A 14,543-nucleotide genomic window follows, 5' to 3' on the forward strand; every position below is an offset into this window, starting at 1 on the left:
AGCCCCGTCCCCCGCGTCACGGCCTCCAGGCCCGGGCCGGCGGCGCCGGGCGACCGAGCGGCCGAGCCCGCGGGCCCATCGGACGAGGATCACCTGGCCGAGCTTACGTCGGCGCCCGGCGCCCGTCGTCACACCGGGGTCTGATCCCGGCCCTCACCCTCAGGTAGCGCTTACACCATTACGATCGCCGTGAGCGAACATCGGCAATGAAGGGAACAACGGGCGGCTCCAATGAATTGAGTCGGTATAACTCAACCCTTTGGAGTTCGCATGAGTGAGAGCTTGATCCTCCCGGTCCTGCCGCTGGACGACGAGGTCGTCCTGCCGGGCATGGTGGTTCCGCTGGACCTGTCCGACTCCGAGGTGCGCGCTGCCATCGAGGCGGCCCGTGCATCCGGTGGCAACAAGCCACGGGTCCTGCTCGTTCCCCGCGTCGACGGCCGCTACGGCGCGATCGGCGTGCAGGCCGTCATCGAGCAGGTCGGGCGGCTGCCGGGTGGCGAGCCCGCCGCCGTCGTGCGCGGCGTCAACCGCGTCCGCGTGGGCACCGGCACGACCGGCCCCGGCGCCGCACTGTGGGTCGAGGCCGACACGATCGACACCGTCGCCGTGGGCGAGCGCGCCCACGAGCTGGCCAAGGAGTACAAGGCCCTGGCCACCACCATCCTGCAGAAGCGCGGCGCCTGGCAGGTGGTCGACCAGGTCAACCAGATCGACGACCCCTCGCTGCTGGCCGACAGCTCCGGCTACACCCCGTGGCTGACCACGGCCCAGAAGGTCGAGCTGCTGGAGGCTGCCGACCCGGCCGACCGGCTGGCCAGGCTGATCGAGTGGTCCCGGGAGCACCTCGCCGAGCTCGACGTCGCCGAGACGATCCGCAAGGACGTCCAGGAGGGCATGGAGAAGCAGCAGCGCGAGTTCCTGCTCCGCCAGCAGCTCGCCGCCGTCCGCAAGGAGCTGAAGGAGCTCAACGGCGACTCCACCGAGAGCGAGGAGGAAGACTACCGCGCCCGCGTGGAGGCCGCCGACCTGCCGGAGAAGGTGCGCGAGGCCGCCCTCAAGGAGGTCGACAAGCTGGAGCGGACCTCCGACCAGTCGCCCGAGACCGGCTGGATCCGCACCTGGCTCGACACCGTCCTCGACCTCCCGTGGAACGAGCGCACCGAGGACAACTACGACATCACCGGCGCCAGGGCCGTGCTCGACGCCGACCACACGGGTCTCGACGACGTGAAGGACCGCATCATCGAGCACCTGGCCGTGCGCAAGCGCCGCCAGGACAAGGGCCTCGGCGTGGTGGGCGGCCGGCGCAGCGGCGCCGTGCTGGCCCTGGCCGGCCCTCCCGGGGTCGGCAAGACCTCCCTGGGCGAGTCGGTGGCCCGCGCGATGGGCCGCAAGTTCGTCCGCGTCGCGCTCGGCGGCGTCCGCGACGAGGCGGAGATCCGCGGCCACCGGCGCACCTACGTCGGCGCCCTGCCCGGCCGCATCGTGCGCGCCGTCCGCGAGGCCGGCTCGATGAACCCGGTCGTCCTGCTCGACGAGGTCGACAAGGTCGGCTCCGACTACCGCGGCGACCCCACGGCCGCCCTGCTGGAGGTGCTCGACCCGGCACAGAACCACACGTTCCGCGACCACTACCTCGAGGTCGAGCTCGACCTGTCCGACGTGCTGTTCCTGGCCACGGCCAACGTCCTGGAGGCGATCCCCGGGCCGCTGCTCGACCGGATGGAGATCGTCACCCTCGACGGCTACACCGAGGACGAGAAGGTCGCCATCGCCCGCGATCACCTGCTGCCCCGGCAGCTCGAGCTGGCCGGGCTGACGACCGAGGAGGTCACGGTCGAGGACACCGCGCTGCGCAGGCTGGCCGCCGAGTACACCCGTGAGGCCGGGGTCCGCTCCCTGGAGCGCTCGATCGCCAGGATCCTGCGCAAGGTGGCGGCCAAGGACGAGCTGCCCGTGACCGTCCGCGACGACGACCTGGTCGGCTACATCGGGCGGCCCAGGTTCGTGCCGGAGTCGTCGCTGCCCGAGGCCACCCAGCGCACGTCGGTGCCGGGCGTGGCCACCGGCCTGGCGGTCACCGGGGCCGGGGGCGACGTCCTCTACGTGGAGGCGTCGCTGGCCGACCCGGAGACCGGCGAGACGGGGCTCACGCTCACCGGCCAGCTCGGCGACGTGATGAAGGAGTCGGCCCGGATCGCGCTGTCCTACCTGCGCTCGCACGGCGCGGAGCTGGAGCTGCCGGTCACCGCGCTGAAGGACCGTTCGGTGCACGTGCACTTCCCGGCGGGCGCGGTGCCGAAGGACGGGCCGTCGGCCGGGGTGACGCTCACGACGGCGCTGGCCTCGCTGCTGTCGGGGCGGCAGGTCCGCGGCGACGTGGCCATGACCGGCGAGATCTCGCTGACCGGGCGGGTGCTGCCGATCGGCGGCGTCAAGCAGAAGCTGCTGGCCGCGCACCGGGCGGGCATCACGACCGTCCTCATCCCGGCCCGCAACGAGCCCGACCTCGACGACGTGCCCGAGGAGGTGCGCGGCGAGCTGACCATCCACACCGTCAGCGACGTGCGCGAGGTTCTCGACATCGCGCTCACCCCGGCCCAGGTCGCCTCCTCCGTGGCGGCCTGACCTCCCTGCCTCCGAGACGAGTCTCCGAGACGACCGCCCCGCCGTACTCACCCTTCCCAGGGGTGCGGCGGGGCGGTTTCGTGCGTGCCGCGGGACCGGTGACCCGGATCACAAAAAAGATCGGGAATAGGGGGATCTTGCCGGATCGTTGGCAACGGCGTGAACGAGGCACCCACACCGGACTATGTGCTGCGCAGGCTGAGCCACCTGCCGTTCCACCCTGGCACGCGCTGACCGGAGCGCTCTGTAATCCGGTGATGTACGTTCGCGCGGCCCGTGGTGGCCGCCCTCAGTCGTGGGGATTCTCCGTGATCCAGGCTTCTGGCCTGCGCAAGCAGTACGGCACGACCGTCGCCCTGGACGGCGTCGACCTGCACGTGCGCGAAGGCGAGATCTACGGCGTGCTCGGTCAGAGCGGCGCCGGCAAGAGCACGCTGCTGCGCTGCGTCAACCTGCTCGAACGCCCCGACGCGGGCGCCGTCACCGTCGCGGGCCAGGACCTGACCGCGCTCGGCAGCCGCGAGCTGAACCGCGCCAGGCAGCGCATCGGCATGATCCACCAGCACTTCGCCCTGCTCTCCTCGCGCACGGTGGCCGGGAACGTGGCCTTCCCGCTGGAGGTCATGGGCGTGCCCAGGGCCGAGCGCGAGCGCCGCGTCGGCGAGCTGCTGGAGCTGGTCGGCCTGGACGGGCGCGGCAAGGACCACCCGCACCAGCTCTCCGGCGGCCAGAAGCAGCGCGTCGGCATCGCCAGGGCGCTGGCCGGCAACCCCGCCGTGCTGCTGTCCGACGAGGCCACCTCCGCCCTCGACCCGGCCACCACGCAGTCGATCCTGGCCCTGCTCAAGCGGCTCAACACCGAGCTGGGGCTGACGATCCTGCTCATCACCCACGAGATGAACGTGGTCAAGAGCGTCTGCGACTCGGTCGCCATCATGGCGCGGGGCCGCATCGAGGAGTCGGGCGCCATCGCCGACCTCATCAGGACGCCCGGATCCCGCCTGACCAGGGAGATCTTCCCGCTGCCCGAGCCCGCGCCCGCCGGGTCGGTGACGCTGACGTTCACCGGCGACCCCCGGCAGCCCGTGGTGTCGGAGGTGGTGCGGAAGTTCGCCGTGGACGTCGGCATCCTGGGCGGCTCCATCGAGGACCTGGCCGGCGGCCCGGTCGGCCGCCTGCGCGTCACGCTGGACGGCGCCGAGCGCGCCGCCGCGCTGGCGTACCTGCGTGATTCCGGGCTGATCGTCGAGGAGGCCGCGTGACCTGGGAAGAGATGCTGCCGCTGCTGGGCCCGGCCACGCTGGAGACGGCGCAGATGGTCGGCTGGTCCGCGGTGTTCACGCTGCTGCTCGGCCTGCCGCTGGGGGTGGCGCTCGTGGTGTTCGACCGGGGCGGGCTGCGGCCGGTACCGGTGCTGAAGTCGGTGCTCGGGTTCGTGGTCAACGTCGGGCGGTCGCTGCCGTTCATCGTGCTGATGATCGCGATCATCCCGTTCACCCGGCTCGTGGTCGGCACCACCATCGGGACCGCGGCGTTCGTGGTGCCGCTGACCGTGGGCGCGGTGCCGTTCTTCGCCCGGCTGGTCGAGACCGCGCTGCGCGAGGTCGGCACCGACGTCGTGCAGGCCGCCCAGGCCATGGGCGCGAGCCGGACCACCATCGTGCGCAAGGTCCTGCTGCCCGAGGCGCTGCCCGGCCTGGTCGCGGGCCTGACCGTGACCGTCGTCGCGCTCATCGGCTACTCCGCGATGGCCGGCACGCTCGGCGGGGGAGGGCTGGGCGACCTGGCCGTCCGGTACGGCTACCAGCGGTTCGAGACCCTCCTCATGATCGTCACCGTCGTACTGCTGCTCGTGATCGTGCAACTGCTCCAGAGCCTGGGCGACTGGGTCGCCCGGCGCCTATCACATAAGTAAGGAAGCTCATGCGTATTCACCGCCTTGCGGGTGCCGTCGCGCTGGCCCTGTCGCTCGCCGCGTGCGGCACGTCGCAGTCCGCGACCGGGACCACGGCCGGGACCACGGCTGGGACCACGGCCGCCGAGTCGGCCGACACCGTGCTCAAGATCGGCGCCAGCCCCGTGCCGCACGGGGAGATCCTCGACTTCGTCAAGCAGAACCTGGCCCCGGCCGCCGGGCTCAAGCTGGAGATCGTGGAGTTCACCGACTACGTGCAGCCGAACGTGCAGCTCGACGAGGGCCAGTTGACGGCCAACTTCTTCCAGCACAAGCCGTACCTCGACGACTTCAACGCGAGCAAGGGCACCAAGCTGAGCTTCGTCACGCCGGTGCACCTGGAGCCGCTCGGCCTCTACTCCAAGAAGATCACCAGCTTGCCGGCGCTGGCCTCCGGGGCCACCGTGGCCGTGCCGAACGACGCCACGAACCTCGGCCGCGCGCTCAAGCTGCTGGCCGACAACGGCGTGATCAAGCTCAAGGACGGCGCCGGCACCGCCGCCACCGAGCGCGACGTGGTCGAGAATTCCAAGAACCTGCAGTTCAAGCCGCTTGAGGCGGCCCAGCTCCCGCGCTCCCTTGAGGACGTGGACGCCGCCGTGATCAACGGCAACTACGCGCTCGAAGCCGGGCTCAAGCCCGCCACGCAGGCGCTGGTGCTGGAGAAGACCGAGGGCAACCCGTACGTGAACGGCCTGGTCGTCCAGGCGGGCCACGAGAAGGACGCCGGCATCGTGACCCTCGGCAAGCTCCTTCAGGACCAGAAGGTCAAGGACTTCATCAAGCAGAAGTACGAGGGCTCGGTCATCCCCGCGGAGTGACCTGCTCGCTCCTCCCCTGCCCGGACCGGGGTTCTGGCGTGGCGGCCGATCAACCGAATACTGTTCTGTCATGTATCCGGGAGCCATCGCAGCAGTCACCCCTGACAAGCCCGCTGTGATCATGGCGGGCTCCGGGCAGGTCATCACCTACCGCGAGCTGGACGAGGAGTCGAACCGGCTGGCCCACCTCTTCCGCGAGGCGGGGCTGCGGCCGGGCGACCACGTCGCCTTCCTGCTCGCCAACCGCCCCCTGTTCCTGGCCGTCGCCTGGGCCGCGCACCGTTCGGGCCTGTACTACACCCCGATCAGCTCGCGGCTGCAGGCCGACGAACTGGCCTACGTCGTCGGCAACTGCGGCGCCCGGATCTTCATCTCCAGCGCCGACCTGGCCGGCGTCGCCACCTCCATCACCGCCGCCACGCCAGGCGTGGAGCTGCGGCTCATGCTCGACGGCGTGGCCGACGGCTTCGAGTCGTACGCGGAGGCGGTCGCGAAGCAGCCCGTCACCCCGATCGCGGACGAGTGCGCGGGCGCGGACATGCTCTACTCCTCGGGCACCACCGGCCGCCCCAAGGGCGTCAAACCGGCCTCCGCCCACGGCCCGATCGACGAGCCCGGCGCGCTGCTCAGGCTCGTCCAGGGCCTGTTCGGGCCCTCGGACGACAGCGTCTACCTCTCGCCCGCGCCGCTCTACCACGCCGCGCCGCTGCGCTACTGCCTGACCTTCCAGCGGCTCGGGGCCACGGTGGTGGTGATGGAGCGCTTCGACCCGGAGCGGTATCTCGCGCTGGTCGAGCGGTATCGGGTGACGCACACGCAACTCGTACCGACGATGTTCATCAAGATGCTCAAGCTGCCGCCGCAGGCCCGGCAGCGCCACGACCTGTCCTCACTCCGGTACGCCATCCACGCCGCCGCGCCCTGCCCCGTCCCCGTCAAGGAGCAGATGATCGACTGGTGGGGCCCCATCGTCCACGAGTACTACGCGGGCACCGAGGGCAACGGCTTCCTCTACGCCGGCCCCGAGGACTGGCTGGCGCACAAGGGCACGGTCGGCCGCTCGCTGCTCGGCACCGTGCACATCTGCGACGACGACGGCGAGGACCTGCCGCCCGGCGAACACGGCACCATCTACTTCGAGAACGGCACCCGCTTCGAGTACCACGGCGACCCCGCCAGGACCCGCGCGGCCCAGGACCCGCGCGGCCGGGGCTGGACCACGCTGGGCGACATCGGCTACCTGGACGAGGAGGGCTTCCTGTACCTCACCGACCGGCGCTCGTACATGATCATTTCCGGCGGGGTCAACATCTACCCGCAGGAGGCCGAGAACGTGCTGTCGGTGCATCCGAAGGTGGCCGACGTGGCGGTGTTCGGGGTGCCGGACGAGGAGATGGGCGAGCAGGTCAAGGCCGTGGTCGAGCCGGCGTCCATGGACGAGGCGGGGCCGGAGCTGGAGGCGGAGCTGATCGCGTACTGCCGGGAGCGCCTGGCCCACTACAAGTGCCCGAGATCGGTGGACTTCCGCGCCGAACTACCCCGCCAGCCGACGGGCAAGCTCTACAAGCGCCTGCTCAGAGACGAGTACTGGCCCGCGGAAAAGTAGGATCCCAAATTGCAGCCAGATCGCCGCAATCGACTGCGACGTCAATTTCAGCAGAACGGCTGATCCGGCTGATCTGGCTGATCCGGCTGTTCGGCGGGAAGGAATATCGTCTGCTGGTTCTTGCGCGCGGCGCGAGCCGCGGGGATGCGGGCGGCCGTGGTGGCGGGGAGTTTGGTGGCCGCCTCGTCCCAGGGCCAGAACTGGGCGGCGTCGAGTTCGTCGGTCTGTAGCCGGATCCTGGAGGGATCGGTGATGATGCCGCCGTCGAAGATGAAGTTCATCATCGGACGCGGCCGATCGCCCAGCGGCGGCGCCCAGTCGACCACGAGCAACGCGCCGAGGCGGACCTGGAGCCCGAGTTCTTCACCGACCTCGCGCACGGCGCAGAGATGTGGAGGCTCACCGTCGTCTACGATCCCACCGGGCACCGCCCAATAGCTGCGGTAGTTGGGCTTGACCAGCAGTACGTGATCGGCGTCGTCGGTGAGCAGCATGCACGCCGAAACGTGAACCGTGGGCAGGCTGGCATACCACTCGGCGGGCGGCAGAAAGGTCTGACTCACCTCGTCCACGCTACCCCGGCGCGGCGGTGCCGCCTGCTGCTCGGCTGATCTGCTCAGCCGTCACATGGTCGGGCAGTTGATCGAGGAAGGCGCTCACCTCGGCCACGGACAGGTGCGGGCTCAGCACGTCGGCCAGCAAGACGATGCGGGCGGTGACCCGTCGCGAGCGGACCTGTCGCGCCAGTTGCAGCGCCTGCACAGCCAAGAGCGCTGCCTGGTCAATGTGTCCGGCCCGTGCGTGCGCCGTCGCGGTGAGCGCGGTATGCAGAGCACGGGTGCGCAGGTTCGCCGGGCCCAGGTCGAGAGCCTGCTCCTGGTAGCGCAACGCCTCGCCCGGCCGGTCCAGATCCAGCAGGGAGCGCATCGCGGTGCCTGCCAGGTGCGCGGGGCTGAAGTAGCGGGCCCAAGACGGGCCAGCCTTGGCGTGCTCCAGGGCGTGGGCGGCCCGCGCGATCGTCTTGGCGAAGCCATGCCGATCACCGGCCAGCGCGTGGGCGTTGGCCGCGGTGGCATGCAGCCGGGCGGCCACCATGGCGCCAGGATGCCGACCGGCGCCCTCGACGGTGGCCCTGGCCAGGCGGACGGCTTCGCTCGGCAGGCCCAGGAAGATCGCCTGGGTGGCGAGATTGGCCAGGATATGCGCTCCATGCAGGCGATCACCGGCCGCCTTCGACAGGCGCAACGCCTGGATGAAGGCGCGTTGGGCGGTGCCGTGGTCGCCGATGTCATAGGACATGAAGGCCGCCATACCAGTCAGTTCGGCCGCGGCGGCGAACAGCTTCCGGCCGACGGCGTCGGCATAGCGGCCGCGCAGCAGCGGCGTCACGTCCCGGGTGAGGAAATCGCCCAGGAAGGTGCGCGCATGCCCGCCCCCGTGTCGCCGGTCGAGATCGAGGAACTGCTCGGCGCACGAGCGCAGCATGTGCACGTCCAGTGCGTCGACTGCCCGCCCGGCGGTCCGGGCCACGCTGATATCGGGCGGATCGAAGTGCCAGCGCCACCCGGCCTGCTCAGCCGCGCTGGCGACGAACGACGCCGACGGTGTTGGCAGCGCCGGCGAGGAGGCAGCGCTGCCGAGTCGGCACCAGAGCCCGGAGGCGGTCTCGATAGCCGCAGGCACGCCGGTGGGAAACAGCAGCGCTCTGGCGTCGGTGTCGGCCGCCAAGGCAGCGAAACCCAGGTCGCTGGTCTGAACGGCGCGGCCCAACCGGACGGCCAGCACTTGGGCGATGAGCTCCGGGGCCGGTTGTTCCGGGCAGCGGCCACGCAGCCACCAATACACCGACCCACCACCCGCTGGATGGGAGAGCCTACCAATGCCGAGCCGGGCAAATGTGAAAAGATCGACTGGTTTGGGCTCGACGACCTGCCCGACGACGTTGTCACCTACATCCGCGCTGGCATCGACGCGTACCGCCGCAACCAGGCATTCAGCCTCGAGGGCTGGCAGGAACAGCGCAGCACCGTGCCGTAGGTGTTGTCGGCGTGGCAGCCGTGGTGGGAATGACGTTCTCAGGCATGGCTTGGCCTCCTCCGGCGCGAGGGGAGAGACCGCACCTCGCTTGAGTGGCGGGAAGCCGACTATGCGATCCCGTATCCGCGTGCAAAGTCTTTGAAGATCTTTTGTGTGTCGCACGCGGTGGAGTGTGGCCTTCTAGCAGCGCCGATAAGCCGTGAGTGAGTCGTCTCAGGCTGTGCCCATCCCCGGCTTAAGCAGGTCTTACGCGCCTCTTGACACTCTTGGGTCATCGGGATTCGAGGAGATGACAGATGAACGCGAACGAGCCTCACGAGCAGGGCCCTGAGCGGCAGGGCACCGGTGGGTGGAGCCAGTTCGGCGCCACCCCGCCGGCCGCCGGTGGCTTCCCCCGGCGCGACACGATCGCCATGGAGGTCCCGCCACCGCCGCCGCCCGCCCCGCCCAAGAAGCAGCGCTTCACCGTGGGCCAGAAGGCCATCGCGGGTCTGGCCCTGGCCGCCATGGCCATCGGGGGCGGCGTCGTCGGGGCGGCCGTCGCCAGCTCGTTCCAGCCCGAGCCGGTCGCCAGTAGCACCAGCACCGGCACGCCCAGCCCCGTCTTCAAGTCCGCCTCCAGCCAGCTCACCGTCGCCGAGGTCGCGGCCAAGGTACAGCCCACGGTCGTGATGATCCAGGGGCAGACCGGCGAGGGCTCCGGCGTGGTGCTGTCGGAGGACGGGCTCATCCTCACCAACAACCACGTGGCCGTGGGCGCGGGGCAGGGCGGGCAGATGACCGTCAAGTTCAGCGACGGCAAGACGGCCAAGGCCACCGTCGTCGGCACCGACCCCGCCACCGACCTGGCCGTCATCAGGGCCGAGGGCGTCTCCGGGCTGACCAAGGCCACGCTCGGTGACAGCGACCAGCTCAAGGTCGGTGACCCGGTGCTGGCGATCGGAAGCCCGCTCGGGCTCGACGGTTCCGTCACGGCGGGCATCATCAGCGCCCTCGACCGTACCCTCAACCTGGGCAGCGACCAGCGCCAGCAGATCCCGCCCGGCTGGGGTCAGCAGCAGGAGCAGCAGAGCGCGCCCACCACGATCGGCGGCGCCATCCAGACCGACGCCTCGATCAACCCGGGCAACTCCGGCGGCGCGCTGGTCAACGCCGCGGGCGAGCTGGTCGGCATCAACACCGCGATCGCCTCGGAGGCCGCGGGCGGCGGCGTCGGCTTCGCGATCCCGGTCAACACCGCCAAGCAGGTCTCCGACCAGCTCATCAGCACCGGCAAGGTCAGCCACGCCTTCCTCGGCGTGAGCGTCACCGACGCGACCGGCGACGTGCCCGGCGCCCTCGTCAGGGAGATCACCGCCGGAAGCCCCGCGGAGAAGGCCGGGCTGCAGCAGGGCGACCTCATCACCAAGATCGACGACAAGGCGGTTGACGGAGGAGATACTGTTGTTGGGCAGGTCAGAGGTTTCAAACCGGGTCAAGAGGTCAAGATCACATATGTGAGGGGCGGCGAGACCCACGAGGTCGACGTCACCCTCGCGGAGAACGCATAAAGACCCCCTCACGGACGGGTGTGCCGTCGAGATCGCTGCGGACTCGGCGGCACACCCCCCCAAACACCCTCCAGGCCGGTCAGGAAAAGCGGCGCCCCTCGTCGCGGCGGTAGGCCCAGGCGGCCCCGGCTGCCGCCAGCACCGTCCATCCGGCCAGCGAGACCAGCGCCACCGTGTTCGGCGTGGTGTCCGCGGTGATCGCCCAGAGCAGCTCGGCCACCCCTCTGGCCGGCGTGTACGGCGAGACCACCTCGATGAAGTCCGGCAGGATCTGCGGGGGCAGCAGCAGGCCGCCCGCGATCGCCATCGGGAAGAACACCACCTGCGACACCGGGATCGCGCCCTTGGCCGTCATGACGAAGCCGATGAACAGCCCGATCAGCATGAACGGCACCACGCCCACCACCAGCGCGCCCAGCCCCAGCAGCAACCGCAGCGGCGTGGTCGTCGCCTCGGTCAGCAGGGCCGACACCACCAGCACGGGCACCACCGAGAGCAGCACGGTCGCCAGCGTGGCCAGGACGCGCCCGGCGAGACGGGGGTACGGCCCGGCAGGAAGCGTACGCACGTACGGGTTCCACGGCAGCTCGCGGTCCTGGGCGACGGTGATGCTCAGCCCGGTCAGCGCCCCCGACATGGCGCCGAAGAACATCAGCGAGCCCGTCGCCATGGTGGCCGCCTTCGGGTCGTCGCCCGTGAACGGCACCACGAACGCCACCATCGTGATGGCGGGGAACACCGCCCCTGCGACCAGGCTGATCGGCACGCGGAGCTGTTCGAGCAGGAGCAGGCGGGCGTGCGCGACGACCAGGCTAGACATGTGCGGACTCCTTCGAGGTGATGGCGAGGAATGCCTCCTCCAGGGTGGTCGGCCTGATCTCGAGGCCGGAGAACGGCGTCCCGCTCCGTACGAGCTCGACGACCAGCCGGTCGGGATCGGTCGTGACCAGGTTGACCCGGCCGTCGGCGCGCTCCACGTCCAGCACGCCGGGCAGCTCGGGCAGGTCGTCCGCGACGAGCGAGACGCGGCGCACGCTCACGATGTCGCGTACGGCGCGCACCGTGTCGTCGGCCAGCACCCGTCCGTGGCCGACGACCACGACCCGCTTCGCCAGCGCCTCGATCTCCTCCAGGTAGTGGCTGGTCAGCAGCACCGTGCCGCCCTCCTCGTGGAAGGCGGCGATGCCGTCCCACAGGGCCCGCCGCGCCTCCACGTCGAGGCCGGTCGTCGGCTCGTCGAGGAACACCAGCTTCGGCCTGCCCGCGAACGCCAGCGCCACGGCCAGCCGCCGCTTCTGGCCGCCCGACAGGCCGCCGATCTGCCGCTTGACCAGGTCGTCCAGCCCGAACCGGCCCAGCAGCTCGCCCCTGGCGACCCGGTCGGGGAAGTGGGCGGACACGAAGTCGACGACCTCGCCGACCCGTAACGACTCGGGGAGCCCCGTATCCTGCGGTGTCACGCCGATGCCGCGGCGTACGACCGGGTCACGGGGCGAGCCGCCGAACAGCTCGACCGTGCCGGACGTCGGCCGGCGCAGCCCCACGAACAGGTTGATCAGCGTGGACTTGCCCGCCCCGTTGGGGCCGAGCAGCCCGACCAGTTCGCCCGCCCTGATGTCGAGCGAGACGCTGTCGAGCGCCAGTACGTCGCCGTAGCGGCGGCGGGCCTCGATCGCGCGGGCCAGGATGGTCATCGAACTCCTCCAGCGTTGTCCAGCAGGGCGCGGATCGCCTTGGTGTACTCGTCGAATGCCAGCCGCCCCCGCTTGGTGATCGCCACGTACGTGACGGGGGTGCGGCCCTTGTGCGTCTTGTTGATCCGGACGTAGCCGGCGTCCTCCAGCTTGGTCAGATGCACCGACAGGTTGCCCGCGGTCATGCCGAGCAGCTCCTTCATCGAGTTGAACGCCATCTCGTCCCCGTCGCCGAGCACGTTGAGCGCGGCCACCACGCGCAGCCTGGCCTGGGCGTGGATCACCGGGTCGAGGTCGGGCGGCGGCTGGCCCGCGGTCATGCGCGGCGCCTCAGCCACAGCCCCGCGGCGATGAACCCGCCGCCCAGCAGCACGGCGCTCAGCAGCGCGTGCCAGCCTGCGCCGAGTAGCACGCCCAGCGCGTTGACGCCGGCGATCCAGGCGCCGACGAAGAACGTCTGCCTGGTGAGCCAGATCGCGCCGCCGGCCATGTAGAGGACGGCCACCACCATGAGCGAGATGCCGGCCCAGAGCAGGCCGGTCTCCTGGGGAGGCAGTTGCGGGCTCATCCGGACGCAGATGATGATCATGAGCGCTATCCCGGCGGACCACGCGTAACCGAACATCGCCCCCCGTGCCGACAGGTCGCCGCGGGTCAGCCGGTTCATCCGCGCGATCCCGTACGCGGTGAACGCCCCCGCCACGATCTGGCCCGCCATCAGCACCCCCACGGCCTGCATCTGGGAGATCGGCGCGTAGGGCCGGCCGTCCAGCCCGTAGTGCAGGAACAGGGCGCCGAAGCCGAGCAGCCAGGCCACCCCCCACGGGACGTAGAGCAGGAGCGGGTCGCCCCGGAGCCACTTCACCGTGGCGTCGCTCTGCTCCTCGATGACGCGCAGCATCTCCTCGGGGCTGGACGCGCTCTCGTCCTCGACCATGCAAACTCCTCGATACCTCAAACTGGTTTGCATCGTAAACCTGATGACGAGGCAAACTCAAGTCAAGGAAGCGAAGGGGACGGGCGCTACCGGCGGGTCAGGGCCTCCGACTCCCACAGGTCGCGGTAGTAGCCGGGCACGGAGACGAGCTGGTCGTGCGACCCGCGCTGCACGACCCGGCCCTCGTCCAGCACGATCACCTCGTCGACCGACTCCAGGCCCTTGAGCCGGTGGGTCACGAGCAGCGTCGTGCGGTCTCTGGTCACGTCGAGCAGGTCGCTCATCAGCCGGTCGGCCGTCTCCTCGTCGAGCGCCTCGGCGGGCTCGTCGAGCAGCAGCACCGGCGGGTCGTACAGGAGCGCCCTGGCCAGGGCCAGGCGCTGGAGCTGGCCGCCGGACACGGTCCGGCCGTCCTCGCCCAGCTCGGCGTCCCAGCCGGTGCGCTCGACCCAGCCGTCGAGCCTGGCCTCGCGTACGGCGCGGCGCAGCTCCTCGTCCCCGGCGTCGGGCCCGGCCAGGCGCAGGTTGTCGCGCAGGCTGGCGCGGAAGATGTACGGATCCTGGGTGAGGCCGGTCATCAGCGTACGCACGTCGTCGCCGGCCAGCTCCCGCAGGTCGACGCCGTTGACCCGGACGGCACCCGACTCGGGCTCGACCAGGCGCATGAGGGCGGCCAGCAGCGTGCTCTTGCCCGCCCCGCTGGGGCCCACGACGGCCACCCGCCTGCCGGGGGTCAGCCGCAGCGACACCCCGTCGAGCGCGGCCCGGCCCTGGCGTTCGGTGCCCGGAGCCGCCGTACCGCCGTCGCGGCCCGCGTCCGGGGCGGTGGCGTGGCGGACCACGAGGTCGTCGATCTCGATCGTGAGCGGGGCCTCGGGGAGGGGCGCGGGCGTGGCGGGTTCGGTGACGGCCGGGGCGGAGGAGCGTACGTCGCGCAGCCGCCGGAGCGCGGCCATGATGCCCGCCATCCGTTCCCCCGCCGCCGCCAGCGGCAGCACCGGCTCGAAGGCGACCAGGGACGTCAGCGCGAGCACGGTGGTGCCGACCGAGCCGGTGCCCGCCTCCTGGGCGAGCAGGACGACGGCCGCCACCGTCAGGCCCTGCACGAGCGTGCCGCCCGCGAGTGCGGCGGCGTGCACGAGGGCCTGGCGGCGCTCCAGGGCGGCCAGCGACTCGTCGGCGGCCCTGGCGTTGGCCAGGGCCTCTTCGTCGGCCCCGTACGCGGCCAGGTCCGCCGACCCGTGCACCAGGTCGGCCACCCGGCCCGCCAGCGCCGCCCGCGCCGGGGCGATCCTGTCCGACCAGCGCCGGGC

General features: G+C 71.0%; 14 protein-coding genes. 7 read left to right on the top strand and 7 right to left on the bottom strand.

The window, feature by feature from the left end; all coding sequences use genetic code 11:
* The first annotated feature begins 270 nt into the window (after positions 1–270).
* The 5 genes from lon (at position 271) to ABD844_RS41830 (ending at position 7,012) form a co-directional block, all read left to right on the top strand.
* Complete coding sequence (gene lon / locus ABD844_RS41810) at positions 271–2,631, top strand: endopeptidase La (protein WP_344891490.1); 2,361 nt, start codon at positions 271–273, stop codon at positions 2,629–2,631.
* Between the two features lie 308 nt (positions 2,632–2,939).
* Positions 2,940–3,893, top strand: coding sequence for a methionine ABC transporter ATP-binding protein (locus ABD844_RS41815; RefSeq protein WP_344891492.1), 954 nt, complete (start codon positions 2,940–2,942; stop codon positions 3,891–3,893).
* Complete coding sequence (locus tag ABD844_RS41820) at positions 3,890–4,546, top strand: methionine ABC transporter permease (RefSeq protein WP_344891494.1); 657 nt, start codon at positions 3,890–3,892, stop codon at positions 4,544–4,546. The genes ABD844_RS41815 and ABD844_RS41820 overlap by 4 nt, the downstream gene beginning before the upstream one ends.
* A gap of 8 nt (positions 4,547–4,554) precedes the next feature.
* Complete coding sequence (locus ABD844_RS41825) at positions 4,555–5,406, top strand: MetQ/NlpA family ABC transporter substrate-binding protein (protein WP_344891496.1); 852 nt, start codon at positions 4,555–4,557, stop codon at positions 5,404–5,406.
* Between the two features lie 70 nt (positions 5,407–5,476).
* A complete protein-coding gene (locus ABD844_RS41830) occupies positions 5,477–7,012 on the top strand; it encodes an AMP-binding protein (RefSeq protein WP_344891499.1) in 1,536 nt (511 codons plus the stop codon).
* Between the two features lie 47 nt (positions 7,013–7,059).
* Here ABD844_RS41830 and ABD844_RS41835 read toward each other — a convergent pair whose 3' ends face one another.
* The gene (locus ABD844_RS41835) at positions 7,060–7,575 is read right to left on the bottom strand and encodes an NUDIX domain-containing protein (protein ID WP_344891502.1); all 516 of its coding nucleotides are present in this window, start codon (positions 7,573–7,575) and stop codon (positions 7,060–7,062) included.
* Between the two features lie 10 nt (positions 7,576–7,585).
* Entirely contained in the window at positions 7,586–8,857 is a 1,272-nt protein-coding gene (locus ABD844_RS41840) for an NsdA family TPR-like regulatory protein (protein ID WP_344891505.1), read from the bottom strand.
* An 18-nt stretch (positions 8,858–8,875) separates the two neighbouring features.
* Here ABD844_RS41840 and ABD844_RS41845 point away from each other — a divergent pair, with 18 nt between their 5' ends.
* Together ABD844_RS41845 and ABD844_RS41850 are read left to right on the top strand one after the other, a co-directional pair.
* The gene (locus tag ABD844_RS41845) at positions 8,876–9,049 is read left to right on the top strand and encodes an NUDIX hydrolase (RefSeq protein ID WP_344891508.1); all 174 of its coding nucleotides are present in this window, start codon (positions 8,876–8,878) and stop codon (positions 9,047–9,049) included.
* 296 nt (positions 9,050–9,345) lie between these two features.
* Positions 9,346–10,599, top strand: a complete 1,254-nt coding sequence (locus ABD844_RS41850) for a S1C family serine protease (protein WP_344891511.1) — start codon at positions 9,346–9,348, stop codon at positions 10,597–10,599.
* A 79-nt stretch (positions 10,600–10,678) separates the two neighbouring features.
* On the opposite strand, the gene ABD844_RS41855 is transcribed toward ABD844_RS41850, so the two are convergent.
* The 5 genes from ABD844_RS41855 to ABD844_RS41875 all read right to left on the bottom strand — a co-directional run.
* Entirely contained in the window at positions 10,679–11,419 is a 741-nt protein-coding gene (locus ABD844_RS41855; RefSeq protein ID WP_344891514.1) for an ABC transporter permease, read from the bottom strand.
* Complete coding sequence (locus ABD844_RS41860) at positions 11,412–12,293, bottom strand: ABC transporter ATP-binding protein (RefSeq protein WP_344891517.1); 882 nt, start codon at positions 12,291–12,293, stop codon at positions 11,412–11,414. Before ABD844_RS41860 ends, ABD844_RS41855 begins: the two co-directional genes overlap by 8 nt.
* Entirely contained in the window at positions 12,290–12,613 is a 324-nt protein-coding gene (locus ABD844_RS41865) for a winged helix-turn-helix domain-containing protein (protein ID WP_344891520.1), read from the bottom strand. The genes ABD844_RS41860 and ABD844_RS41865 overlap by 4 nt, the downstream gene beginning before the upstream one ends.
* Positions 12,610–13,230, bottom strand: a complete 621-nt coding sequence (locus tag ABD844_RS41870; protein ID WP_344891523.1) for a hypothetical protein — start codon at positions 13,228–13,230, stop codon at positions 12,610–12,612. Before ABD844_RS41870 ends, ABD844_RS41865 begins: the two co-directional genes overlap by 4 nt.
* A gap of 86 nt (positions 13,231–13,316) precedes the next feature.
* The coding region (locus ABD844_RS41875; protein WP_344891526.1) for an amino acid ABC transporter ATP-binding/permease protein at positions 13,317–14,543 on the bottom strand (1,227 nt) is incomplete at its 5' end.

It is taken from the genome of Nonomuraea antimicrobica, assembly GCF_039536965.1.
Taxonomy (GTDB): domain Bacteria; phylum Actinomycetota; class Actinomycetes; order Streptosporangiales; family Streptosporangiaceae; genus Nonomuraea; species Nonomuraea antimicrobica.